Here is a 22,642-nt window from a genome sequence, read left to right on the forward strand (position 1 = left end):
AGCGGGACGATCGGAGGAATAATCCGACCGCCCACAGCGTCCTCGCTGTGTCTCGCCTTCCCGCTACAGGAAGGACTTTTCAAAGGAACCACATCCACCACGGCGAACCGTGAGGGACGGGGTATCAACATATCTGGCGTTGACTTTTGGCACGCTGTTGAGTTCTCAAGGAACGGACGCTTCCTTCGGTTCCCTTTCGGGCCCCTCCGGGCTTTCCCTTCGTTGTGTTCCGACTGTATCAGACGCTTTTCGGTGTCTGACCCCCAGTCAGCGGGGTCCGTCTTCCGGGCCGTTGGGCCCTTCCGACGAGTGAGACTTTAGCGGATGTTCACCGGCCGATCCAAATCGGCCGCTTTCCCGTCCGTCATTCCGCAAAAAGACACGGGGACACCACAGAGGGCCGAAACCGGCCGTGATCGTGACTCCGAATACTTGAGCGGAATGGCTGTCCGGGGACCGACCGGAGTCGGCGCTCACGTCGGACAACTCGGAGGACACTACGCAGGTGAACAGACGATGTCAACTCTGCCCGTGTCCGGCGGCCACCGGCTAGCCTGTGGTCATGACCTCGCGTACGTGCAGCACCCAGTGGTGGGCCGCCTAGGGCGGCCCGGGTCTCACGCATGCATCCGACGGCCGCCGCCTCAGGCGGCCGTTTCGCGTTCTCCCGGCCGTGAGGGGCGGTGGCCCCCCGACAGGGAGAGAACGACGTCATGACACGCATCTTCAGCGGGATCAAGCCGACCGGTCACATGACCCTGGGGAACTACCTGGGCGCGCTGCGGCAGTGGTCCGAGGTGGACCAGCACCGCGCGGACTCGCTGTTCTGCGTGGTCGACCTGCACGCGCTCACCGTCGACCACGATCCGGCGCGGTTGCGCCGGCTGAGCCGGCAGGGCGCGAGCCTGCTGCTGGCGGCTGGGCTGGACCCCGGGGTGTGCACCGTGTTCGTGCAGAGCCATGTGGACGAGCACGCCCGGCTGGCGTTCGTGATGGAGTGCGTCGCCACCGACGGGGAGATGCGCCGGATGATCCAGTACAAGGAGAAATCCGTGCGGGCGCAGGCGTCCGGGCAGAGCGTGAGACTGTCGCTCCTGACGTATCCGGCGCTGATGGCCGCGGACATCCTCGTCTACGGCGCCGACGAGGTGCCGGTGGGTGAGGACCAGGCCCAGCACGTGGAGCTGACGCGGGATCTCGCCGAGCGCTTCAACCACCGCTACGGGCACACCTTCGTGGTGCCGCGGGCGGTGGTGCCGAAGGTGGCGGCGCGGGTGATGGACCTGCAGGACCCGGCGTCGAAGATGGGCAAGTCGCATGACGCGACGGCCGGGATCATCTACCTGCTGGACGAGCCCGCCACGATCGGGAAGAAGATCCGCCGGGCGGTGACGGACAGCGAGGCCGGGGTGACGTACGAGCCGGAGACCCGGCCGGGCGTCGCGAACCTGCTGGAGATCCTGTCGGCGTGCACCGGCAAGGAGCCGTCGGCGCTCGCGGACGCCTACCAGGGCAGTGGCGCGCTGAAGGCGGACACGGCGGACGCGGTCGTCGAACTGCTGCGGCCTCTCCAGGCGCGGCACGCGGAGCTGAGCGCGGACCCGGGGTACGTGGACGGGGTGCTGCGGGAGGGTGCGGCGCGGGCGCGGGCCCTCGCCCGGCCGACCGTGGACGCGGCCTACCGGGCGATCGGGCTCATGCCGCCGGCGTGACGGCGGCGGGCCGGGCTCCGCGAGGACGCGCCGTCGCGGGGTCCGGCCGCGGCGGTCGCGGAGCCTGAGGGGTCAGGCGCCGGAGGCCAGCTCGCGGCTGCGGTCGCGGGCGGCCTCCAGCGCCGCGAGCAGGGCGGCACGGACTCCGTGGTTCTCCAGCTCGCGGATGGCGTTGATGGTGGTGCCGGCCGGGGAGGTGACGGCCTCACGCAGCTTGACGGGGTGCTCGCCGCTGTCGCGCAGCATCACGGCGGCGCCGATCGCGGACTGGACGATGAGGTCGTGCGCCTGGGCGCGGGGCAGGCCGAGCAGGATGCCCGCGTCGGTCATGGCCTCGACCAGGTAGTAGAAGTACGCCGGGCCGGAGCCGGACAGGGCGGTCGCCGCGTCCTGCTGCTTCTCCGGCACCCGCAGCGTCTTGCCGACGGGCTGGAAGATCGCCTCGGTGCGGGCGAGGTGCGCCTCGGTGGCGTGGCGTCCCGCGGAGATCACCGACATGCCCTCGTCCACCAGCACAGGGGTGTTGGGCATGACGCGCACGACGGCGATGCCGTCGGCGAGGCGTTCCTCGAAGTAGCCGGTGGGGATACCCGCGGCCGCGCTGATGACGAGGCGGTCGGCGGCGAGGTGCGGGGCGAGCTCGTCCAGCAGCGCGCCCATGTCCTGCGGCTTGGCGGCGAGGATGAGGGTGTCGGCGGCCTTGGCGGCCTCCGGGTTGCCGACGGCCTCGACGCCGTAGCGGGTCCGCAGCTCCTCGGCGCGTTCGGCGCGGCGCGCGGTGACGAGCAGATCGGCGGGGGCCCAGCCGGCGCGGATCATGCCGGAGAGCAGCGCCTCGCCGATCTTGCCGGTGCCGAGGACGGCGACTTTCTGGCTGCGGTTCAGGTCGGTCATGGCGGCGGCTCTCCTCGTCGGACCCGGAGGGGCTGGTGCCGCACATCCTTCCAGGTCCCGGGCGCGGCCCGCGGGGGTGAACCAAGGGGTGGACGGTCCGGCCGGACGGACGTCAGGGGGTGCGGCGGCGCAGGGTCGCGGCGCCGAGTCCGAGGGCGAGCAGCGCACAGCCGGCGACGACCGCCAGGTCGCGGACGAACGCGCCGGTGACGCCGCCGTGGTGGACGACCTGCCCCATGCCGTCGACGGCGTACGACATCGGCAGCACGTCGGACAGGCCGGTGAGCACGGGCTGCATCGCGTGGCGCGGGACGAACAGGCCGCACAGCAGCAGCTGCGGCAGCAGGACCGCGGGCATGAACTGGACGGCCTGGAACTCGCTGGCGGCGAAGGCGCTGACGAACAGGCCGAGGGCGGTGCCGAGGAACGCGTCGGCGAGCGCGGTGACCAGCAGCAGCCAGGGCGAGCCGGTGACGTCGAGGCCGAGCAGCAGCACCGACAGGCCGGTGGCCAGGGACGCCTGCACGACGGCGACCGCGCCGAACGCCAGCGCGTAGCCGCCGAGCAGGTCGGCCTTGGCGAGGGGCATGGACATCAGCCGCTCCAGCGTGCCCGAGGTGCGTTCCCGCAGGGTAGCGATCGACGTCACCAGGAACATCGTGATCAGCGGGAAGATCCCCAGCAGGGAGGCGCCGGCGGAGTCGTAGGTGCGGGGGCTCGCGTCGAAGACGTACTTGAGCAGGGTCAGCAGGACGCACGGCACGACGAGCATCAGCGCGATGGTGCGCGGGTCGTGGCCGAGCTGGCGCAGGACGCGGCGGGCGGTGGCGAGGGTGCGGGCGGCGTTCATGGCGTGGCCTTCGTGGGGAGGGGGGACGCGGCGGCGGCCTCGTCGACGAGGCGGAGGAAGGCGTCCTCCACGGTGGCGGCGCCGGTGCGGCGGCGCAGGTCGTCGGGAGTGTCGTCGGCGAGCAGGCGGCCGTCGCGGAGCAGCAGCAGCCGGTGGCAGCGCTCGGCCTCGTCCATGACGTGCGACGAGACGACGACGGTGGTCCCGCGCTCCTCGGCGAGGCGGTGGAACAGCTGCCAGAGGTCGCGCCGCAGCACCGGGTCGAGGCCGACGGTGGGCTCGTCGAGCACCAGCAGCTCGGGGTCGCCGAGCAGGGCGACGGCCAGCGAGACGCGGCCGCGCTGGCCGCCGGACAGGTTTGCGGTGAGGGCGTCGGCGTGCGAGGTGAGGTCGACGTCGTGCAGGGCCCGCGCGACCTCGGCGGCGCGGGCGCGGGCGGGGGTGCCGAGGACGGCCGCGAAGTACTCCAGGTTCTGCCGTGCCGTCAGGTCCGCGTACACCGACGGCGCCTGTGTGACGTAGCCGACGCGCGAGCGCAGGTCGCGGTGGCCCGCGGGCCGGTCGAGGACGGTCAGCTCGCCCGTCACCTTCGCCTGGGCGCCGACCAGGGCCCGCATCAGGGTCGACTTGCCGCAGCCGCTCGGGCCGAGCAGGCCGGTGATGCGGCCGCGCGGCATCGCGAACGTCAGGTCGTCGAGCACGGTGCGGCCGCCGCGCACGACGCGCAGGCCCGTGGCCTGGACGGCGTGTTTATTCATCACGCGATGAATAAACACCCGGGGCCGTTCCGCGTCAAGGGGTCCGGGGTCCGGCCCCGATCCCCGGGGCGCGGGGTGGGGGAATCGTCAGGGTCATCCCCTATGGCCTTCGCGCACCCCGCGATGGACCGTTGCGGTATGAGGCGTTCATCCCATGACATCGCTGTGTCGGGCGCGGAGAAGCGGCAGTTGGCCGTGGCCTCGGCGACCCTCGGACCCTGGCGGCCGGCCGCGGTCGTCGGCGCGCTCGGCGGCGGGGTCGACCTGGCCCTGCACCTGCTGTCCGGGCACTTCGGGCTCGGCATCCTGAGCAGCGCGATAACCGTCGCGGCGCTGCTCTTCTTCTGCGTCGGCGGGGCGGGAGCCGTGCTCGGCTACTCCTCGCACGGCCAGGGGCGCGACCACCGGATCCGGCGCTGGGCCGCGCGGCACCCCTGGCGGGTGGCGGCGGTGCCGGCGGCGGCGATGTTCCTCTGCGACCTCGTCGTGCGGCAGGTCCTGACCAGCCAGGGCGTCTTCGGCACGGTCTGGACGGGGCTGTGGCACGCGGCCGTCGTCGCGGCCGTCGTGGGCACGGTCGGCACCGTCTCCTCGTCCCGCCGCTAGCCCCCTCCGGGGCGGTCCCTGCCGACTCGCTCAGCCAACGGGGTGCCAACGGGGTGCCCCCGGGGCTTGTCGGCCGCCCACCGGCCGGTGGGTGGGTTCGGCCTACGGGGTGCCACGCGCTGCGCGCTGCCGTCTGCCGGTCTCGTCGTGGCTTGTCGCGCCAACGGGGTGCCCCCGGGGCTTGTTCCGGCGTGTGCCGCGCCGTCTTGGCTTGTCGCGCAGTTCCTCGCGCCCCTTCGGCCTCCGGGGTGCCCCGCGCTGCGCGCTGCCGTCTGCTGGTCTCGTCGTGGCTTGTCGCGCAGTTCCCCGCGCCCCTTCGGCCTCCGGGGTGCCCCGCGCTGCGCGCTGCCGTCTGCCGGTCTCGTTGTGGCTTGTCGCGCAGTTCCTCGCGCCCCTAGCGGTGCAGGTTCGTGGGTGGGGTCAGGGGCCACTCCGGGAGTGTCTCCTCGAGCTTTGCATGGCGACTTCTTCCAGATTGGCGGGCCGGGGCCTTGCAAAGCTCTGCGGGGACACACCCGGATCGTCCCCTTCCGGCCCGTCCCCGTCTGCGGGAAGACTTTGGCCGTGCCCCATGTCCCCCGCCGCACGGTGGATAGGCGGGAGGGGGTGGGGAGGAAGTGCTCCCCGCAGAGAAATGTGCGCGGCCCCCGGGCAAGCCGGTGGACGAACCCGTATGCACATTTCCGAGGAGACGCTTCCGGAGCGCCCCCGACCCCACGGACAAAGGGCACGCACACCAGGGGCGCGAGGAACTGCGCGACAAGCCACGACGAGACCAGCAGACGGCAGCGCGCAGCGCGGGGCACCCCGGAAGCCGAAGGGGCGCGAGGAACTGCGCGAACAACCACGACGAGACCCGCAGACGGCAGCGCGCAGCGCGTGGCACCCCGGAAGCCGAGCCACCCACCGGCCGGTGGACGGCCGACAAGCCCCGGGGGCACCCCGTTGGCGCGACCAGCCACGACGAGACCCGCGGACGGCAGCGCGCAGCGCGTGGCACTCCGGATGCCGTACCCCGGAGCCAGCCGCAGGCTTACCCGCGGAGCCGCGCGCGAGCGCGCGCTTCGCCCGGCGCCTCCGTCAGGCTTCGGAGGAAGTACGCGAGGAGCGACCCGACGAATCCGATCGCGTAGACGCCGCGCGAGGCGTCCGCGCCGGCCGGGCCCGCGGTGAAGGACTGCCACGTGCGCTGGAACGCCAGCGCCGTGCAGACGGCGAACCCGGCGATCGCCAGGATCATGACGAAGACGTTGACCTTCGCCTCCGCGAGTCCCTGGAAGCCGAAGCGCAGGACGACCACGCCGAGGGCCGCGGCGGCCAGCGAGCCCGCCGCGACGCCGACGCGCCGCACGCGGTATCCGGCGTCGTGGTCCACCCAGGTGGTGCCGAAGAACCGCAGGGGCTCCGGCCGGCCGCCCGGCGCGCGGGCGGGCTTGGATGCGCTGCCCCGCGTGGGGGTGGTCGTCTCGCTCACGTCATCGATTATGCGGTATGGCGACGGTATGTCCGGATCGCGCCCGGGGGGCGATGTCGGCCGGACCCGCGCTGGCTACGCTCGGGCCGTGCCCGTCGATCATGGGGAGCGTTCGTGACGATCCGCGTCGTCCTCGCCGACGACCAGCCGCTGGTGCGGACCGGGCTGCGCGTCCTCCTCGGCGACACCGCCGACATCGAGGTCGCCGGGGAGGCCGCGACGGGGCGGGAGGCGGTGACGCTGACCCGGGAGGCCCGGCCGGACGTGGTGCTCATGGACCTGCGGCTGCCGGATCTCGACGGGATCGAGGCGACCAGGATCATCACCGGTGACACCGCCGGCGCGGGGACCCGCGTCCTCGTGCTGGCCGCGGCCGACGACGACGGCGAGGTCTACGCGGCACTGCGGGCCGGCGCGAGCGGCTTCCTGTCGCGGGGCATGGGCGCCGGCGACGTCCTCACCGCGATCCGGGTGGCCGCGTCCGGCGGTGCGCTCGTCGATCCCGCGGCGACGTGCCGCCTCGTCGCCGCGTTCACCCGCGCGGCCCGCGGCCGGACCGGCGTCCCCGCCGGCCGCGCACGCGAGGTCCTGGTCCGCCTCGCCCGCGGCCTGTCCGACGCCGAGATCGGCGGCGACCTCTCCCTCAGCCCGTCCGAGGTCGGCGTCGAAGTCGCCCTACTGCTGGCCCGGTTCACCGCGCGCGACCGCGTGCACCTCCTGATCGCGGCCCACGAGTCCGGCCTTGTGCCCCCACCCTCCTGACGCTCTCCGGGCGCATCGATGCGTCAACTTGAGTCCACATCGACACTCGATCAGGTGACAGTGGCGGCATATGCCCTGGGTAGCCTTGAGGCAACGGCAAGGATCCCGTCCATGGGAGGAACCATGACCGGCGAGGCAGCGCCCCACATGGCGCACCTGCAGCCGAACGGCTCGGAGTGGCCGGTCCCGCCGGTTGACGGGTACACCGTCGACGATCTCTACCGGCTCGACCTCCCGCCCCACACCGAGCTGATGGACGGGAGCCTCGTCTTCGTGAGCCCGCAACGCAAGTTCCACAGCCTTGCCATGTACCTGCTGGAACAGTGCCTGCGCAGCACCGTCCCCGAGACCCTCCGCGTGCGACGGGAAATGGCGGTGGTGATCAGCAAGCGCAACGTCCCGGAACCGGACCTCGTCGTCGTCCAGGCCGCGGCCGACGCCGATCAGCGGCAGACGCGCTACGAGGTCAAGGACGTCGTCCTGGCCGTCGAGGTCGTGTCGCCCGACTCCGAGGACCGGGACCGGGACACCAAGCCGCACAAGTACGCGGCGGCGGGCATCGCGCACTTCTGGCGCGTGGAGATGGCCGGCGAGGACGACCGGCCCGTGGTCTACGTGTACGAGCTCGACCCGGTCACCAAGGCGTACGCCCTGACCGGCATCCACCGCGACCAGCTCAAGGTGGCGCAGCCGTACCCCATCGCGGTGGACCTCACCGCGATCGACCATCTCTGACATCGACGGCGCTCAGGGGCCGTACCGCCACGGGACCGGCGGTACGGCCCCTGGTGCGTGCGCGGGCGGCGCGTTCGGGGCGACACGCGACGTTCCTTGCGCGATGTCTTGACGACCTACTGACCGGTCAGTAAGTTCCGCGCAGCGTCGAGTCGTCGCCGCGGTGCCGGACGGTGCCGAGGCGGCGTCCCCCCACATCTGACGTCAAGGGAGATAGCCGATGTCGTTGCGCGCTCTCGTCCGCGGACTGGCGGCGGTCGCCGCCGCGGGCACCGCGGCCCTCGGGTTGACCGCACCCACCGCCCACGCCTCGACCCCGGTGCCGTACGTGGCACTCGGCGACAGCTACAGCGCGGGGTCCGGCATCCTGCCGCTGGACCCGGCCGCCTCGCTGCTGTGCGCCCGGTCGACGGCGAACTACCCGCACGTGATCGCCGCCCGCACCGGCGACCAGCTCACCGACGCGACCTGCGGCGGCGCGGAGACCAAGGACTTCGCCGGGTCGCAGTACCCCGGCGTCGCACCGCAGTTGGACGCGCTGAGCGGCAGCACCGAGCTCGTGACGATGACCATCGGCGGCAACGACAGCAACACCTTCATCGACGCGATCCTCGCGTGCGGCTCGGCCGGCGTCGTCACCCTCGGGTTCGGCGACCCGTGCCGGACGCTGTACGGCAGCAGCTTCGACGACACGATCGACTCCAGCACCTACCCGGCGCTGGTGGGCGCGCTGAGAGCGGTCCGCGCCAAGGCGCCCAACGCCCGTGTGGCGATCCTGGGTTACCCGTGGATCCTGCCGGCCACCGCGGACCCGTCGTGCTTCGCGAAGATGCCGATCGCCTCGGGTGACGTGCCGTACCTGCGGGACCTGCAGACGCACCTGAACTCCGCGGTGCGGCGGGCGGCCGCGGCCACCGGTGCCACCTACGTGGACCTGTCCGCGGCCTCCGAGGGGCACGACGCGTGCCGGCCGGCCGGCACCCGGTGGATCGAACCGGTGCTGTTCGGCACCAACTTCGTGCCCGTGCACCCCAACGCGCTGGGCGAGTCGAGGATGGCCGACCGGACGATGGCCGCGCTCGGCCTGTGACACCGCCCCGGGGGTGAGCCGAAGACGCCGGGGTGCCCGGCCGCGCGTCATGGTGAGGTGCGGCGCCGGCGGCGGACCGCCGGCGCCGGCCGCTCAGCCCTGGAGCCTGCTGACGTCGCGCACCGCGCCCTTGTCCGCGCTGGTGGCCATCGCCGCGTAGGCGCGCAGCGCCGTGGAGACCTTGCGCTCGCGGTCGCGCGGCGCGTACACCCCGCCCAGTTCCTCCCGGCGGGCCGCCAACTCCTCGTCCGGGACGAGGAGTTCCATGGACCGCTCCGGGATGTCGATGCGGATCCGGTCGCCGTCGCGGACCAGCGCGATCGTGCCGCCGGACGCCGCCTCGGGCGAGGCGTGGCCGATGGACAGACCCGACGTGCCACCGGAGAAGCGGCCGTCGGTGATCAGCGCGCAGGACTTCCCCAGCCCCCGGCCCTTGAGGTACGAGGTCGGGTAGAGCATCTCCTGCATACCGGGGCCGCCGCGCGGTCCCTCGTAGCGGATGACGACGACGTCGCCGGGGGTGATCTCCTTGCGGAGGATCTTGTCGACGGCCTCCTCCTGCGACTCGCACACCACCGCCGGGCCCTCGAACGTCCAGATGGACTCGTCGACGCCCGCGGTCTTCACCACCGCGCCGTCGACCGCCAGGTTGCCGCGGAGCACGGCCAGGCCGCCGTCCTTGGAGTAGGCGTGCTCGACGTCGCGGATGCAGCCGCCGGCCGCGTCGGTGTCCAGCGACTCCCAGCGCTCGGACTGCGAGAACGCCTCGGCGGAGCGGACGCACCCGGGGGCGGCGTGCCACAGTTCATCGGCCTCGGGCGAGGCGGTGCCGCCGCGCACGTCCCAGGTCTCCAGCCACTCCTTGATCGAACGGGAGTGGACGGTGTGCACGTCCTCGTTGAGCAGGCCGCCGCGGTACAGCTCGCCGAGGATCGCCGGGATGCCGCCGGCGCGGTGCACGTCCTCCATGTAGTAGGTGCCGCCGGGCGCGACGTTCGGCGCGACCTTGGCCAGGCACGGGACGCGGCGCGAGACCGCGTCGATGTCGGTGAGGCCGTAGTCCAGTTCGGCCTCCTGGGCGGCGGCCAGCAGGTGCAGGATCGTGTTGGTCGAGCCGCCCATCGCGATGTCCAGGGCCATGGCGTTCTCGAACGCGGCGGCGGTGGCGATGGAGCGCGGCAGCACGGTCGCGTCGTCCTGCTCGTAGTAGCGCTTGGCCAGGTCGACGACGGTGCGGCCGGCGTTCTCGTACAGCGCCCTGCGGGCGGTGTGGGTGGCCAGCACCGAGCCGTTGCCGGGCAGCGACAGGCCCATCGCCTCGGTCAGGCAGTTCATCGAGTTGGCGGTGAACATGCCCGAGCAGGAGCCGCACGTCGGGCAGGCGTTCTCCTCGATGCGCAGGATGTCCTCGTCGGAGACGTTCTCGTCGACCGCGTCGGAGATCGCGTTGATCAGGTCGAGCTTGCGGACCGTGCCGTCGACCAGGGTGGCGCGGCCGGCCTCCATGGGACCGCCGGAGACGAACACCGTGGGGATGTTGAGCCGCAGCGCGGCCATCAGCATGCCCGGCGTGATCTTGTCGCAGTTGGAGATGCAGACCAGCGCGTCCGCGCAGTGCGCTTCGACCATGTACTCGACGGAGTCGGCGATCAGGTCGCGGGACGGCAGGGAGTAGAGCATGCCGCCGTGGCCCATCGCGATGCCGTCGTCCACGGCGATCGTGTTGAACTCGCGCGGTACCGCGCCCGCGGCCTTGATCGCCTCGGAGACGATCCGGCCGACCGGCTGGAGGTGGGTGTGGCCCGGTACGAACTCGGTGAAGCTGTTGGCGACCGCGACGATCGGCTTGCCGATGTCGGAGTTGGCGACGCCGGAGGCGCGCATCAGCGCGCGGGCTCCCGCCATGTTCCGGCCGTGGGTGACCGTACGTGACCTCAGCTCGGGCACGGTGTCCACTCCCTTGGTTTTCCCTGGTTGCACTCAAGCGCGTACGCGGCGGCGGTGCCTGCCGCTTGGGCTCCGAGGGTACGCCCGTCGCCCAGGATCCGGACAACCCGTCCGGATGGCGGGACCTGTGTTCGAGCGGCGAGCACCGGTGCGGCCGGTGTCACGGCCGGACGTCCGGGTCGGTGAGGTAGCGCTGCAGCGCCGGGGCGATCATCGCCACGACCCGCTCCGGGTCCGCCGAGGCGATCGGCTCCACCTTCACGACGTACCGCAGCATGACGATCCCGACCAGCTGGGCCGCCGCCAGCTGCACCCGGAACTCCGGGTCGGGTGCCCGCAGCTCCCCCGCCACCCGCGCCAGCACGGTACGGCTGACCAGCCCGCGCAGGACCGCGGCGGCCGTGTCGTTCGTCACCGCCGAGCGCACCACCGCCAGCAGCGGCTCGCGGGTCTGGGGGTTCTCCCAGATCCGCAGCATGAAGCGGGCCACCCGCTCCCCCATGGCGCCGGCGTCGCCGCCCGCCATCGCCGCCGGCATGTCCTGGGCCGGCGCGAACGACACCTCGATGGCGGCCGCGAACACCTGCTCCTTGGTGCCGAAGTAGTGGTGCACGAGTGCCGCGTCCACGCCGGCCGCCTTGCCGATCGAACGGACCGAGGTGCGGTCGTAGCCGCGCGCGGAGAACTCCTCGCGGGCGGCGGCCAGGATGCGCTCCCGGGTGTCGCCGGAGGCGGGCCCCGCCGGGCGGCCCCTGCGGCGCGTCGTGCTCACCGCCGGCCCGCGCCCGCCGCCGTCGCCAGGTGCAGCCGGGTGAAGGCCAGCGCCTCCGCCAGGTCCGACTCCCGCTCGGCCGCGGACATCGCGCGGCGGGTGTTGACCTCCACCACCACGTGGCCGTCGAAGCCCACCGCGGCCAGCGACTCCAGCAGCTCCGCGCAGGGCTGCCCGCCGCGCCCCGGCACCAGGTGCTCGTCCTTCGCCGAGCCGCTGCCGTCGGCGAGGTGGACGTGCGCGAGCCGGTCGCCCATCCGCCGGACCATGTCCATCGCCTCGACCCGGGAGGTGGCCGCGTGCGACAGGTCGACCGTGAAGTGCCGGTAGTCCTCCTTGGTGACGTCCCAGTCCGGGGCGTACGCCAGCATCTCCCGGTCCCGGTACCGCCACGGGAACATGTTCTCCACCGCGAACCGCACGTCCGACTCCCCGGCCATCCGCCAGATGCCGCGTACGAAGTCCCGGGCGTAGGAGCGCTGCCAGCGGAACGGCGGGTGCACCACCACCGCGCTCGCGCCCAGCCGCTCGGCCGCCTTCCGGGCCCGCTGCAGTTTCACCCACGGGTCGGTGGACCACACCCGCTGCGTGATCAGCAGGCACGGCGCGTGCACGGCCAGGATCGGGATGCCGTGGTAGTCCGACAGCCGGCGCAGCGCGTCCACGTCCTGGCTGACCGGATCGGTCCACACCATCACCTCGACGCCGTCGTACCCGAGGCGCGCGGCGATCTCGAACGCGGTCGCCGTGGACTCCGGATAGACCGAGGCCGTCGACAGCGCGACCCGGGCACCGGGCACCGCCACGGGCCGTCCTGCACGGCTCGCGGCATGATGCGCCTGGGGGTCCACGGGTTCAGCCACGGGAGCTAGCGTAAGGCCGCCACGCTGCGTACCCGGTGCGTCACCCGCGCCACGGCGCGAGGGTCACGCCGGTGCCGTCGTCCGCGCCGCGGGTCGCCGGCGGTCCGGGCTCCCCGCCGCCCGCGGTGTCGGCGGCCATCACGTCGAGCTTGCGCAGGATCACGCCCTCGCGCAGCGCCCACGGGCACATCTCCAGCTCGGAGACCCCGAACAGGTCCATGGCGCCCTCGGCGACCAGCGCGCCGGCCAGCAGCTGGCGGGCCCGGCCCGCCGAGACGCCGGGCAGCTCGGCGCGCTTGCTCGCGCTCATCGCGGCCAGCCTCGGCACCCACTCCTCGAGTGACGAACGTCGCAGCGTCCGCTGCACGTACAGGCCCTCCGCGCTGCGGGCCGCCCCGGCGATCCTGGCGAGCTGCCGGAACGTCTTGGAGGTGCCGACCGCCAGGTCGGGCCGGCCCAGGCGGGCGAACTCCGCGACGGTGCGGGCGATCTCGGCCCGCACGTGGCGGCGCAGGGTGCGCACGTCCGCCGCCGCCGGCGGGTCGTCGCGCAGCCAGCCGCTGGTCAGCCGGCCGGCGCCCAGCGGCAGCGACACCGCCGCGTCCGGGTACTCGTCCATGCCGAAGCCGATCTCCAGCGAGCCGCCGCCGATGTCCAGCACCAGCAGCCGGCCCGCGGACCAGCCGAACCAGCGGCGCACGGCCAGGAACGTGAGGCGCGACTCGTCCTCGCCGGACAGGACGGTCAGCGCGACGCCGGTCTCCTGCTGGACCCGGGCCAGCACCGCCTCGCCGTTCGCCGCCTCCCGCACCGCGGACGTCGCGAACGGCAGCACGTCCTCCACACCCTTGTCCTCGGCGACCCGCATCGCGTCCGCGACCGTGGAGACCAGCCGGTCCACGCCGGCCCCGCTGATCGCACCCTGCTCGTCCAGGAGCTCCGCCAGGCGCAGTTCCGCCTTGTGCGAGTACGCCGGCAGCGGACGCGCGCCCGGGTGCGCGTCCACGACCAGCAGGTGAACGGTGTTGGATCCCACGTCGAGCACTCCGAGTCGCATGGGGTGACGCTAGCGCCCCCGCAGCGCCTCGTGCGCGGGCGGGTTGCGGCAATACGCGCATTACGGTCTTACGCTTGGGCGCGTGGCGAAGGCGAAGGGCCGCAGCGGCGGCCACGACGAGACAGCACTGGACTTTCCCCGGGCCTGGGTGGAGTTCGCCGACCCGGCCGACGAGGAGCAGGTCTTCCGCTGCGACCTGACCTGGCTCACCTCCCGCTGGACCTGCGTCTTCGGCCAGGGCTGCCAGGGCATCGTGGCGGGCCGGGCCAGCGACGGGTGCTGCTCGCTGGGCGCGCACTTCTCCGACGACGACGACGAGAAGCGGGTCGCGTCCCACGTGGCCCGGCTCACGCCCGACATGTGGCAGTTCCACCCGCTCGGCACCGGCCCCGACGGCTACTGGGCGGAGGAGAACGAGGACGGCGAGCGGCAGACCCGCGTCGTGGACGGCGCGTGCGTCTTCGCCAACCGCCCCGGGTTCTCCGGCGGCCAGGGCTGCGCGCTGCACGCGCTGGCCCTGCGCGAGGGCCGGGAGCCGCTGGAGACCAAACCGGACGTGTGCTGGCAGCTGCCGATCCGGCGCACCTTCGACTGGGTGGACCGGCCCGACGACACCCGCGTCCTCGTCGTCTCCATCGGCGAGTACGACCGGCGGGGATGGGGTCCCGGCGGCCACGACCTCCACTGGTGGTGCACGTCGGCCACGTCCGCGCACGGCGGCGGTGAGCCGGTGTACGTCTCCTACCGGGCGGAGCTCACCGAGCTGATGGGCGCCGAGGCGTACGGGGTCCTCGTCGGCCTGTGCGAGGCGCGGCTGGCCGCGGGCCTTCCGCTGGTCGCGGCGCACCCCGCGGACCCCGCGTAGGGCGGGTCAGCGGTCGCCGTCACGGGGCTGCGGCTCCGGGGCGGGTCGCCCTCCCGTGACGGGAGTGAGGCAGGGGAAAAAAGGACGCGCGCGAGGCGGGTGGGGATTGTTATGGTCCCCGGGTGGCTGAGGGCGGCGGGCGCAGGGACTTCCGGGTGTTCTGGGCCGCGATCGCCCTGTCCGTCGTGGGGGACTCCTTCGCGCTGATCGCGCTGCCCCTTCTGGTGCTGCACGCGACCGGGTCGGTGGCGCGCATGGGCCTGCTGACCGGGGCCGGCGGCGCGGCGTCCGTGGCCGCCGGGGTGTTCGCCGGGGTCGTGGTCGACCGGCTGGACCGCAGGAAGCTGCTGATCGCCTGCGACCTGGTCCGGATGGTGCTGTACGCGCTGATCCCGCTGGCCTGGCTGGCCGGGCCGCGGATCTGGCTGCTCTACCTGGTGCTGCCGCTGGCCGAGGCGGTCGGGATGGTCTTCTCCGTCGGTTACGTGACGGTGGTGCGCGCGCTCGTGCCGGCCGACCGCATGACGGAGGCGAACGGCCGGCTCAACGCGACGGCCGCGGCGGCGGGGGTGGTCGGGCCGCTGTGCGCGGGCGTGGTGGCGTCGTGGTTCGGGGCGGCGGCCGCGATCGGCGTGGACGCGGCGAGCTTCGGCGTCTCGGCCGCCTGCATGGCCGTGGTCAGGTTCCGCGGGCCGACGCGTCCGGACGGTGAGGGCGAACGCGGCTCGGTGTGGCGGGAGTTGTCGGCCGGGGCGGCGTTCCTGCGGAGCCATCCGGTGCTGCGCAGCCTCACCGTGCTGCTGTCGGCCTTCGCCTTCCTCACCCTCGGGCTCGACGACCTGATCGTCTACCACGTCAAGCACGACCTGGGGCAGGGCGACAGCGCCGTCGGCACGGTCTTCGGCATCGCCGCACTGGGCACGGTCGCCGGCGCCCTGACCGTCGCCCTGCTCCGGCGCGTCCTCGGCTTCGGCGCCTCCTGGATCGGCGGGGTGGCCGTCAGCGGGGTGGCCCTGGCCGCGGTCGGCGCGACCGGCGGCACCACCGCGACCGCCGTGGCGGCCGCCGTCTTCCTGGCCGCCGTCAGCATCGCCGGCACCTGCTCGATGTCGCTGCGCCAGGAGGTCACCCCCGAACACCTGCTGGGGCGGGTCACCTCGGCGTTCTGGACCATCCACTACTCGGCGGCCCCGCTGGGCGCGGCCGCCCTCACCTGGGCCGCCCAGCACTACGGCACCGCATGGGCCTGCCTGACCGCGGGCTCCTGCTGCGTGCTCATCGCGGCCCTGGCCCTCCTCACCCCCGTCCGGGCCCCGGGCCGCGCGCCGCAGACGTCGACGTGACCGGCCGGTGTCCCCGCGCTGCCCGAACGAGCGGGCGGGGCCGGCGCGTCACGGCGTGTCCGAGGCCGTCCCCGCCGGTGCCGTCGACTGCGGCGGGGAGGACGACGCGGGCGGCGACGAGGGCGGCGGGTCCGACGACGGAGGCGGCGAGGACGGGGGCGGCGAGGAGGACGGCGGTTCCGACGACGGGGGCGGCGACGAGGACGGCGGCGGCACGGACCGCGACGACGAGCCGTGCAGCCGCACCTGCGCGCCGCCCGGGTCGAACGAGATGACCGCCGACCAGTGGCCGGACGGTTCCATCGACCGGTCGACCCGCACGCTGAGAGTGACCGATTCCCCGGGCTGCAGCACCCCGCCGCGCGCCGACAGTTCCAGCCAGTACGCCGACGTGGACGCCGACCACTTCACGGGCGCGCCACCGCTCGCGGTGAGCGTGACGAGCGTCCGTCCCGGCGCGGGGCGCGCGGCGACCAGGAGGTAGCCGGAGCCGTCCGTCGGCGCGGCCGTGGCACCCGTGGACACCGAGACGGCGGGTGACGCCGGGTCGGCCGACGCGTCCGCCGACGGCGAGGCCGCGGGGCCCGGCCGGCCGGCCCGGGGGCTGGGCACCGAGCTGCCGGCCTTCTCGTAGGGGACGCCGTCGAGCCCCTCCGGCTCGCTGACGGTGGACCGTCCCCGGTTCCCCGGCGCCTCGTCGCCGAGCGGCGCCGCCCGGTACGCGGCCCACAGGGCGAGGACTGGCGCGGCGACGACCGCGGCCACGACCGTCGTCGTCACGGCCCGGTGCCGCAACTGGGCACGGCGGGCCGCGCGGTCCTTCAGGTCCAGCGGGAAGCCGCGCCGGTCGAACCCCGGGGTGCCCTCGCGGGTGCGCCCGGCGCCGGTGTCCATCGCGTGCAGCAGCGCCGCGTACGCGGCGGCGCGCGGCGCCTCGACGAGCGCGAGCACGGCGGACCCGCCGGGCGCGGCGGCGCCGGGCCACGGGCCCTGGGCGACGACGCGTTCGGCGGTGCGGCGGCACACCGCGCACTCGTCGACGTGCCGGACGAGTTCGGTGCGCAGCGCCGTGCCGAGCAGCACCCGTGTCTCGCCGGCGAGTTGGGCGACCAGGGCGCAGCGCCCGGTGTCGACGACGGCGAGCGCGGTCCTGGTCCGCTCGACCTCGCAGGCGGCGCGGGCCAGCCGGGAGCGGGCCGCGTCGGGGTCCAGGCCCAGCACATGGCCGATCTCGCCGGGCGTGAGCTGGTGCCGGACGGCGAGTTCGAGGGCCTCGCGCTGCTCGGGAGTGGTGCCGGCCGCCTCGGGCCAGGCCAGGGAGGCGAGTTGGGCGCGGCGCTGCTCGGCGACGGATTCCGAGGCGCGCGGCAGCGGCGGCACCCCGGCGGCCAGCCGCCGCAGGCACGCCCAGCGCGCCAGGGCGTACAGCCAGGGCCGGCGCAGCCCCGGGTCGTGCAGCCGGGCGCGCTGCCGTTCGGCCAGCGCGAGGGTCTCGCCGAGCGCCGCGGTGGCCGCGTCGTGCTCGCACAGGATGGACAGGCAGTACGTGAACAGGCCGTCGAGATAGGGCTCGTAGTGCCCTGGCGGCTGCATGGGCAGGGTGCCCTGCGGCCGCCGCTCGCGGTCCCGTTCCGTCGCTCTGGCCCGCCCGGCGGGTGCCCGGTGCCTGCGGTGGGCGCCGGTGCTCTGGGTGGGGGTCTCCTGCCTGCTCATCACCGGGAGACGGTAGGCCCGCCGCGGGGCCGAGTTCAGCACTCCGGCGGGACGTTAACCCTAATGGGTAGTAGTCCGGGCCGAATTCGGACATGACGGTCATACGTACGGGTGACGGCACGCGCATCTGCGCGAACCCCGCGCCCCACGCCCCCGCACGCGCCCCAGGCGCCCGTCCCGCACCGCCCGCCGGGGGCCGCGCCGGCGCCGGTTGTCGTACCCGCCCGCTACGGTGAACGGCATGGCCACCCGCAAAACCACCGCCAAGGACCGTCCGTCGTACCGCTGCACCGAGTGCGGGTGGACGACGGTGAAGTGGGTGGGCCGCTGCGGCGAGTGCCAGGCGTGGGGCAGCGTCGAGGAGTACGGCGCGGCGCCCGCGGTGCGGACCACCGCGCCGGGCCGGGTGACGGCGGCCGCCCGCCCGATCGGCCAGGTGGACAGCCGGCAGGCCACCGCCCGGTCGACCGGGGTGCCGGAGCTGGACCGCGTGCTGGGCGGCGGGCTCATCCCGGGCGCGGTGGTGCTGCTGGCGGGCGAGCCGGGCGTCGGCAAGTCCACGCTGCTGCTGGACGTCGCGGCGAAGGCGTCCGGCCCGCAGACCCCCACGCTGTACGTCACCGGTGAGGAGTCCGCGTCGCAGGTGCGGCTGCGGGCCGACCGGATCGGGGCACTCGCCGACCACCTGTACCTGGCGGCGGAGACCGACCTGGCCGCGGTGCTCGGCCATCTCGACGACGTGAAGCCGTCGCTGCTGATCATGGACTCGGTGCAGACCGTGGCGTCCGGCGAGATCGACGGTGCGCCGGGCGGCATGGCGCAGGTCCGCGAGGTCGCCGGCGCGCTGATCCGCGCGTCGAAGGAACGGGGCATGGCCACCCTGCTGGTGGGCCACGTCACCAAGGACGGCGCGATCGCCGGGCCGCGGCTGCTGGAGCACCTGGTGGACGTGGTGCTGAGCTTCGAGGGCGACCGGCACGCGCGGCTGCGGCTGATCCGCGGGGTGAAGAACCGGTTCGGGGCGACCGACGAGGTGGGCTGCTTCGAGCTGCACGACGAGGGCATCATCGGCCTCGCGGACCCGTCGGGGCTGTTCCTGACCCGGCGTGACGAGCCGGTGCCGGGCACCTGCCTGACGGTGACGCTGGAGGGCCGCCGCCCGCTGGTCGCCGAGGTGCAGGCGCTGACCGTCGACACGCAGATCCCCTCGCCCCGGCGCACCACCTCGGGCCTGGAGACGTCGCGGGTGTCGATGATGCTGGCGGTGCTCGAACAGCGCGGCCGCATCCGCTCGATCGGCAAGCAGGACATCTACACCGCGACGGTCGGCGGGGTGCGGCTCACCGAGCCGGCCGCGGACCTCGCGGTGGCGCTGGCCCTGGCCAGCGCGGCCATCGACACCCCGCTGCCGAAGAACCTGGTGGCCGTGGGCGAGGTGGGGCTGGCCGGCGAGGTGCGGCGGGTCACCGGCGTGCAGCGCCGGCTCTCGGAGGCGCACCGCCTCGGCTTCACGCACGCCCTGGTGCCGCCGGACCCCGGGAAGGTCCCGGCGGGCATGAAGGTGATCGAGGTCGCGGACATAAGCGACGCCCTGCGAGCCCTGCCCTCGCGCACGCCGCGCGGCTGACGGGACCGCCCGCCGGCCCCGTCACGACCGGGTCGCGAGGCCGGCCCGCGAACAGGTCGGGAGCCGGTCCACGGCCGCTCGGGGGGCTGGTCCGCGGCCGGGGCGGGGGCCGCTCCGGCGCCCGCCGGCGGGGCGGGTTTCGGGTCGCTCACGGTACGACCGCGCCCTCCGGGAACGAAGACGTAAACTTTGCCCTGGTCGCGCCTCTCGCCGAGTCGGCAGTGGGCATCCGTAGCTACCGGAGGATTGCAGAGTGGCAGCCAAGGACGGAGCAGGGGGCGCCGCCCCGGCCCGTAGGGCGGCAGGAGACTCTGCCGGAAGGTCCGGCGGGGGCCCTGGCGACGGCGGGCTGATGCGCGCCGCGCTGAGCGCGGTCGCGCCCGGCACGAGCCTGCGGGACGGCCTGGAGCGCATCGTCCGGGGGAACACCGGCGGGCTGATCGTGCTGGGCATGGACAAGACGGTGGAGTCGCTGTGCTCCGGCGGCTTCGTGCTCGACGTCGAGTTCACCGCGACGCGGCTGCGCGAGCTGTGCAAGCTCGACGGCGCGATGATCGTGGACAAGGACATCACCAAGATCCTGCGGGCCGGCGTGCAGCTCGTGCCCGATCCGGCGATCCCCACGGAGGAGACCGGCACCCGGCACCGCACCGCGGACCGCGTCAGCCAGCAGGTCAACCTCCCGGTCGTCTCGGTCAGCCAGTCGATGCGCGTGATCGCCCTGTACGTGGACGGGCAGCGCCGGGTCCTGGAGGACTCGGCGGCGATCCTGTCCCGCGCCAACCAGGCGCTGGCCACGCTGGAGCGGTACAAGCTGCGGCTGGACGAGGTCGCGGGCACCCTGTCGGCCCTGGAGATCGAGGACCTGGTCACCGTCCGGGACGTCACCGCGGTCGCGCAGCGCCTGGAGATGGTCCGCAGGATCGCCACCGAGATCGCCGAGTACGTCCTGGAGTTGGGCACCGACGGCCGCCTGCTGGCGCTGCAGCTCGACGAGTTGATCGCGGGCGTGGAGCCCGAGCGGGAGCTGGTCGCGCGCGACTACGTGCCCGAGCCGACCGCCAAGCGCAGCCGCACGATGCCGGAGGCGCTGGCCGAGCTGGACGCGCTGCCGCAGAGTGAGCTCATCGAACTCGTCTCGGTGGCACGGGCCTTGGGCTACACCGGATCGCCCGAGTCGCTCGACTCCGCGGTCTCGCCGCGCGGTTACCGGCTGCTGGCGAAGGTGCCGCGGCTGCCGAACACCGTGATCGAGCGCCTGGTGGAGCACTTCGGCGGCCTGCAGAAGCTGCTGGCCGCCAGCGTGGACGACCTGCAGACGGTCGACGGCGTCGGCGAGGCGCGGGCCCGCTCGGTGCGCGAGGGCCTGTCGCGGCTGGCGGAGTCCTCGATCCTCGAACGGTACGTCTGACCGGTCCGGTGGCCCGGTACGTCCGGCCGGGCGGGTCGCCCGTACCGCGGGCGGCGCCGGGACGTCGGTGCCTTCGGCACGTTCGGTACGTCCGGCAGCCTCCGCGCCCGCGGCCGCCGTCCCGTCAGTCGGCGGAGAGCCTGAACGACACCTGCTTGGAGCCGTAGCCGGCCGTCCGCGCCGTCACCAGGTAGGTGGTGTCGAGTCCCGCCTGCTGGCCCTTGGGGCTCGCGCACTTGGGCGAGCTGGTCCGCTCGTCCCAGTTCAGCGTGTACGCGGTGGAGCCGTGCGCGGGCACCTGCATCAGGTACGCACCGGTCTTCGGGCAGTCGTCGGAGGCCCACACGTGGCTGTCGCCGGTGGCCTGGGTGACGGTGAACACCGCCTTGGTGGGACCGAAGTCGACCTTGCAGGTGATGTCCGAGGTGTTGGTGGCGGTGAGCTTGAACTGCGGTGTCTGGCCCGGCCCGTAGGAGTTCTGCGTGGTGGCCAGCCCCAACTGCACGGCGCCCGGGGCGCAGTCGGGCAGTGAGGAGCCGGCGGGCAGTTCCCCGCCGCCGGTCGAGCCAGCGGAACCGCCGGACGAACCGGCCGTCGACGCGCTCCCGGAGGAGCCGCTGGAGGAGCCGCCCGCGGCGTCCGTGCCCGAGGTGCCCGCGTCCGAACCGGAGGTGTCCCCTGCGGTGCCGCTGCCGGTCCCGCCGTCGGAACTGCCGCTGCCCGTACCGCCGTCGGTGCCGGTTCCGCCGCCGGAGGTCGTGTCGCGGCCGCCGGGGCGGCCGCTGATGTGGGTGCCGGTGGGTGCGGGCCCCGCGGTGATCGTGGCGACCGGGGTGTGCGAGCCGGCCGGCGCGCCCGAACCCTTGCCTCCGCTGCCGCCGGAGGAGTTGACGGCCCAGGCGACCACGGCGGCCACCAGCGCGAGCAGGCACAGCACAACGACCCGCCGCCGCCAGTAGATCGAGGACGGAAGAGGTCCCACGGGATTGCGCATCGAGCCCACGGACGAACTCTAGGGGAGATCAGCCGCGCGCCGTCGCCACACGCGCCGCTCCGCACACGGTCTTTGCGGATGATCACGTTTACCCGTACGCGCGGTCACCGGCCGTGCGGGGAGGGTGGCATGTGCGAGGATCGGAAGGACATGAGCACTGACCTCCGCGACTCCCGTTCCCGCGCCGCCTCGACCCCTTCCGGCCCCTCCGCCGCGGCCGCCGGCCCACCCGCGCCGGGCCCGCGTGCCGTCGCCGAGCTGCACGACCTGGTCATCGACTGGTTCGACGAGAACGCCCGCGACCTGCCGTGGCGCGCTCCGGACGCCGGCGCCTGGTCGGTGATGGTCAGCGAGTTCATGCTGCAGCAGACGCCGGTCAGCCGGGTCCTTCCGGTGCACCAGGAGTGGCTGGCGCGCTGGCCGCGGCCCGCCGACCTGGCCCAGGAGTCGCCGGGCGAGGCCGTCCGCGCCTGGGGACGGCTCGGCTACCCGCGCAGGGCGCTGCGGCTGCACGCGGCGGCGACCGCCATAGCGCAGCGGCACGGCGGTGAAGTCCCGCGCGAGCACGACGAGTTGCTGGCGCTGCCGGGTGTCGGCGAGTACACCGCGGCGGCCGTGGCGTCGTTCGCCTACGGGCGGCGGCACGTCGTCCTGGACACCAATGTGCGGCGGGTTTTCGCGCGGCTGGTGTCGGGCACCGCCTACCCGCCGAACGCCACGACGGCGGCCGAACGCCGCACCGCCGGCGGCCTGTTGCCCGCGGACGAGGCGACCGCCGCGCGCTGGGCGGCGGCCACGATGGAGCTCGGCGCCCTGGTGTGCGCGGCGCGCTCCCCCGCGTGCGGCAGCTGCCCGGTCGCGGCGCGCTGCGCCTGGCGGCTGGCCGGCTCGCCCGCGCACGACGGCCCGCCGCGCCGCGGCCAGACCTACGCCGGCACGGACCGGCAGGTCCGCGGGCGGCTGCTGGCCGTGCTGCGCGCCTCGTCCGATCCGGTGCCGCAGGCGGTGCTCGACGGCGTCTGGCACGAGCCCGTGCAGCGGGCCCGCGCGCTCGACGGCCTCGTCGCGGACGGCCTCGTGGAACCGCTCGCCGACGGCCTGTACCGCCTCCCGGCCTGACGCGGCCCGCCCGGGCCCGACCGGACGGGGCCTCCGCGGCGCCGCGCGGC

The 22,642-nt window shown here is 74.0% G+C and carries 20 protein-coding genes; 10 read left to right on the top strand and 10 right to left on the bottom strand.

The annotated features are described in order from the left end of the window. The first annotated feature begins 713 nt into the window (after window positions 1-713). Window positions 714-1,712 (top strand): tryptophan--tRNA ligase, encoded by a 999-nt coding sequence (gene trpS, locus BMW99_RS31620; protein WP_069464970.1) that lies wholly within the window; start codon window positions 714-716, stop codon window positions 1,710-1,712. Window positions 1,713-1,784: 72 nt separating this feature from the next. On the opposite strand, the gene proC is transcribed toward trpS, so the two are convergent. The 3 genes from proC to BMW99_RS31635 form a co-directional block, all read right to left on the bottom strand. Beyond that, window positions 1,785-2,606 carry a pyrroline-5-carboxylate reductase gene (gene proC, locus BMW99_RS31625; protein ID WP_069464971.1) on the bottom strand — a complete coding sequence of 274 codons (822 nt, stop codon included), beginning with the start codon at window positions 2,604-2,606 and terminating at the stop codon, window positions 1,785-1,787. A 112-nt stretch (window positions 2,607-2,718) separates the two neighbouring features. Continuing rightward, entirely contained in the window at window positions 2,719-3,456 is a 738-nt protein-coding gene (locus tag BMW99_RS31630) for an ABC transporter permease (RefSeq protein WP_069464972.1), read from the bottom strand. Continuing rightward, the gene (locus BMW99_RS31635) at window positions 3,453-4,214 is read right to left on the bottom strand and encodes an ABC transporter ATP-binding protein (protein WP_069464973.1); all 762 of its coding nucleotides are present in this window, start codon (window positions 4,212-4,214) and stop codon (window positions 3,453-3,455) included. Before BMW99_RS31635 ends, BMW99_RS31630 begins: the two co-directional genes overlap by 4 nt. A 138-nt stretch (window positions 4,215-4,352) precedes the next feature. Here BMW99_RS31635 and BMW99_RS31640 point away from each other — a divergent pair, with 138 nt between their 5' ends. After that, on the top strand, window positions 4,353-4,820 hold the full coding sequence (locus BMW99_RS31640; RefSeq protein WP_143080588.1) for a hypothetical protein: 468 nt from the start codon (window positions 4,353-4,355) through the stop codon (window positions 4,818-4,820). Between the two features lie 1,033 nt (window positions 4,821-5,853). On the opposite strand, the gene BMW99_RS31645 is transcribed toward BMW99_RS31640, so the two are convergent. After that, window positions 5,854-6,294 (bottom strand): hypothetical protein, encoded by a 441-nt coding sequence (locus tag BMW99_RS31645; RefSeq protein ID WP_069465080.1) that lies wholly within the window; start codon window positions 6,292-6,294, stop codon window positions 5,854-5,856. A 114-nt stretch (window positions 6,295-6,408) separates the two neighbouring features. Between BMW99_RS31645 and BMW99_RS31650 the strand changes: the two genes are divergently transcribed. The 3 genes from BMW99_RS31650 (at window position 6,409) to BMW99_RS31660 (ending at window position 8,881) form a co-directional block, all read left to right on the top strand. Beyond that, a complete protein-coding gene (locus tag BMW99_RS31650; protein WP_069465081.1) occupies window positions 6,409-7,056 on the top strand; it encodes a response regulator transcription factor in 648 nt (215 codons plus the stop codon). Between the two features lie 111 nt (window positions 7,057-7,167). Beyond that, the gene (locus BMW99_RS31655) at window positions 7,168-7,791 is read left to right on the top strand and encodes a Uma2 family endonuclease (protein ID WP_079138664.1); all 624 of its coding nucleotides are present in this window, start codon (window positions 7,168-7,170) and stop codon (window positions 7,789-7,791) included. A 220-nt stretch (window positions 7,792-8,011) separates the two neighbouring features. After that, complete coding sequence (locus BMW99_RS31660) at window positions 8,012-8,881, top strand: SGNH/GDSL hydrolase family protein (protein WP_069465083.1); 870 nt, start codon at window positions 8,012-8,014, stop codon at window positions 8,879-8,881. Between the two features lie 93 nt (window positions 8,882-8,974). Here the strand turns inward: BMW99_RS31660 and ilvD are convergent, their stop codons facing one another. The 4 genes from ilvD to BMW99_RS31680 form a co-directional block, all read right to left on the bottom strand. After that, window positions 8,975-10,828 (bottom strand): dihydroxy-acid dehydratase, encoded by a 1,854-nt coding sequence (gene ilvD / locus BMW99_RS31665; RefSeq protein WP_069465086.1) that lies wholly within the window; start codon window positions 10,826-10,828, stop codon window positions 8,975-8,977. Between the two features lie 160 nt (window positions 10,829-10,988). Further along, the gene (locus BMW99_RS31670; RefSeq protein WP_069465084.1) at window positions 10,989-11,600 is read right to left on the bottom strand and encodes a TetR/AcrR family transcriptional regulator; all 612 of its coding nucleotides are present in this window, start codon (window positions 11,598-11,600) and stop codon (window positions 10,989-10,991) included. Continuing rightward, window positions 11,597-12,451 carry a sugar phosphate isomerase/epimerase family protein gene (locus BMW99_RS31675; RefSeq protein ID WP_075018033.1) on the bottom strand — a complete coding sequence of 285 codons (855 nt, stop codon included), beginning with the start codon at window positions 12,449-12,451 and terminating at the stop codon, window positions 11,597-11,599. The genes BMW99_RS31670 and BMW99_RS31675 overlap by 4 nt, the downstream gene beginning before the upstream one ends. 52 nt (window positions 12,452-12,503) lie before the next feature. Continuing rightward, window positions 12,504-13,520 carry a Ppx/GppA phosphatase family protein gene (locus tag BMW99_RS31680; protein WP_079176254.1) on the bottom strand — a complete coding sequence of 339 codons (1,017 nt, stop codon included), beginning with the start codon at window positions 13,518-13,520 and terminating at the stop codon, window positions 12,504-12,506. Window positions 13,521-13,602: 82 nt separating this feature from the next. Between BMW99_RS31680 and BMW99_RS31685 the strand changes: the two genes are divergently transcribed. Continuing rightward, window positions 13,603-14,385 (top strand): hypothetical protein, encoded by a 783-nt coding sequence (locus tag BMW99_RS31685; RefSeq protein WP_069465219.1) that lies wholly within the window; start codon window positions 13,603-13,605, stop codon window positions 14,383-14,385. A 122-nt stretch (window positions 14,386-14,507) separates the two neighbouring features. Further along, window positions 14,508-15,728 carry an MFS transporter gene (locus BMW99_RS31690; RefSeq protein WP_069465220.1) on the top strand — a complete coding sequence of 407 codons (1,221 nt, stop codon included), beginning with the start codon at window positions 14,508-14,510 and terminating at the stop codon, window positions 15,726-15,728. Window positions 15,729-15,776: 48 nt separating this feature from the next. On the opposite strand, the gene BMW99_RS31695 is transcribed toward BMW99_RS31690, so the two are convergent. Beyond that, on the bottom strand, window positions 15,777-17,441 hold the full coding sequence (locus BMW99_RS31695; RefSeq protein ID WP_075018050.1) for a BACON domain-containing protein: 1,665 nt from the start codon (window positions 17,439-17,441) through the stop codon (window positions 15,777-15,779). Between the two features lie 241 nt (window positions 17,442-17,682). Here BMW99_RS31695 and radA point away from each other — a divergent pair, with 241 nt between their 5' ends. Together radA and disA are read left to right on the top strand one after the other, a co-directional pair. After that, the gene (gene radA / locus BMW99_RS31700) at window positions 17,683-19,068 is read left to right on the top strand and encodes a DNA repair protein RadA (protein ID WP_075018034.1); all 1,386 of its coding nucleotides are present in this window, start codon (window positions 17,683-17,685) and stop codon (window positions 19,066-19,068) included. Between the two features lie 352 nt (window positions 19,069-19,420). Next, a complete protein-coding gene (disA, locus tag BMW99_RS31705; RefSeq protein ID WP_069466801.1) occupies window positions 19,421-20,479 on the top strand; it encodes a DNA integrity scanning diadenylate cyclase DisA in 1,059 nt (352 codons plus the stop codon). 124 nt (window positions 20,480-20,603) lie between these two features. Here the strand turns inward: disA and BMW99_RS41540 are convergent, their stop codons facing one another. Further along, complete coding sequence (locus tag BMW99_RS41540) at window positions 20,604-21,461, bottom strand: hypothetical protein (RefSeq protein WP_245791709.1); 858 nt, start codon at window positions 21,459-21,461, stop codon at window positions 20,604-20,606. A gap of 162 nt (window positions 21,462-21,623) precedes the next feature. Between BMW99_RS41540 and BMW99_RS31715 the strand changes: the two genes are divergently transcribed. Then, complete coding sequence (locus BMW99_RS31715) at window positions 21,624-22,592, top strand: HhH-GPD family protein (protein ID WP_075018036.1); 969 nt, start codon at window positions 21,624-21,626, stop codon at window positions 22,590-22,592. Window positions 22,593-22,642 lie beyond the last annotated feature (50 nt).

This window comes from Actinacidiphila rubida, from assembly GCF_900110255.1.
GTDB classification, from domain to species: Bacteria; Actinomycetota; Actinomycetes; order Streptomycetales; family Streptomycetaceae; genus Actinacidiphila; species Actinacidiphila rubida.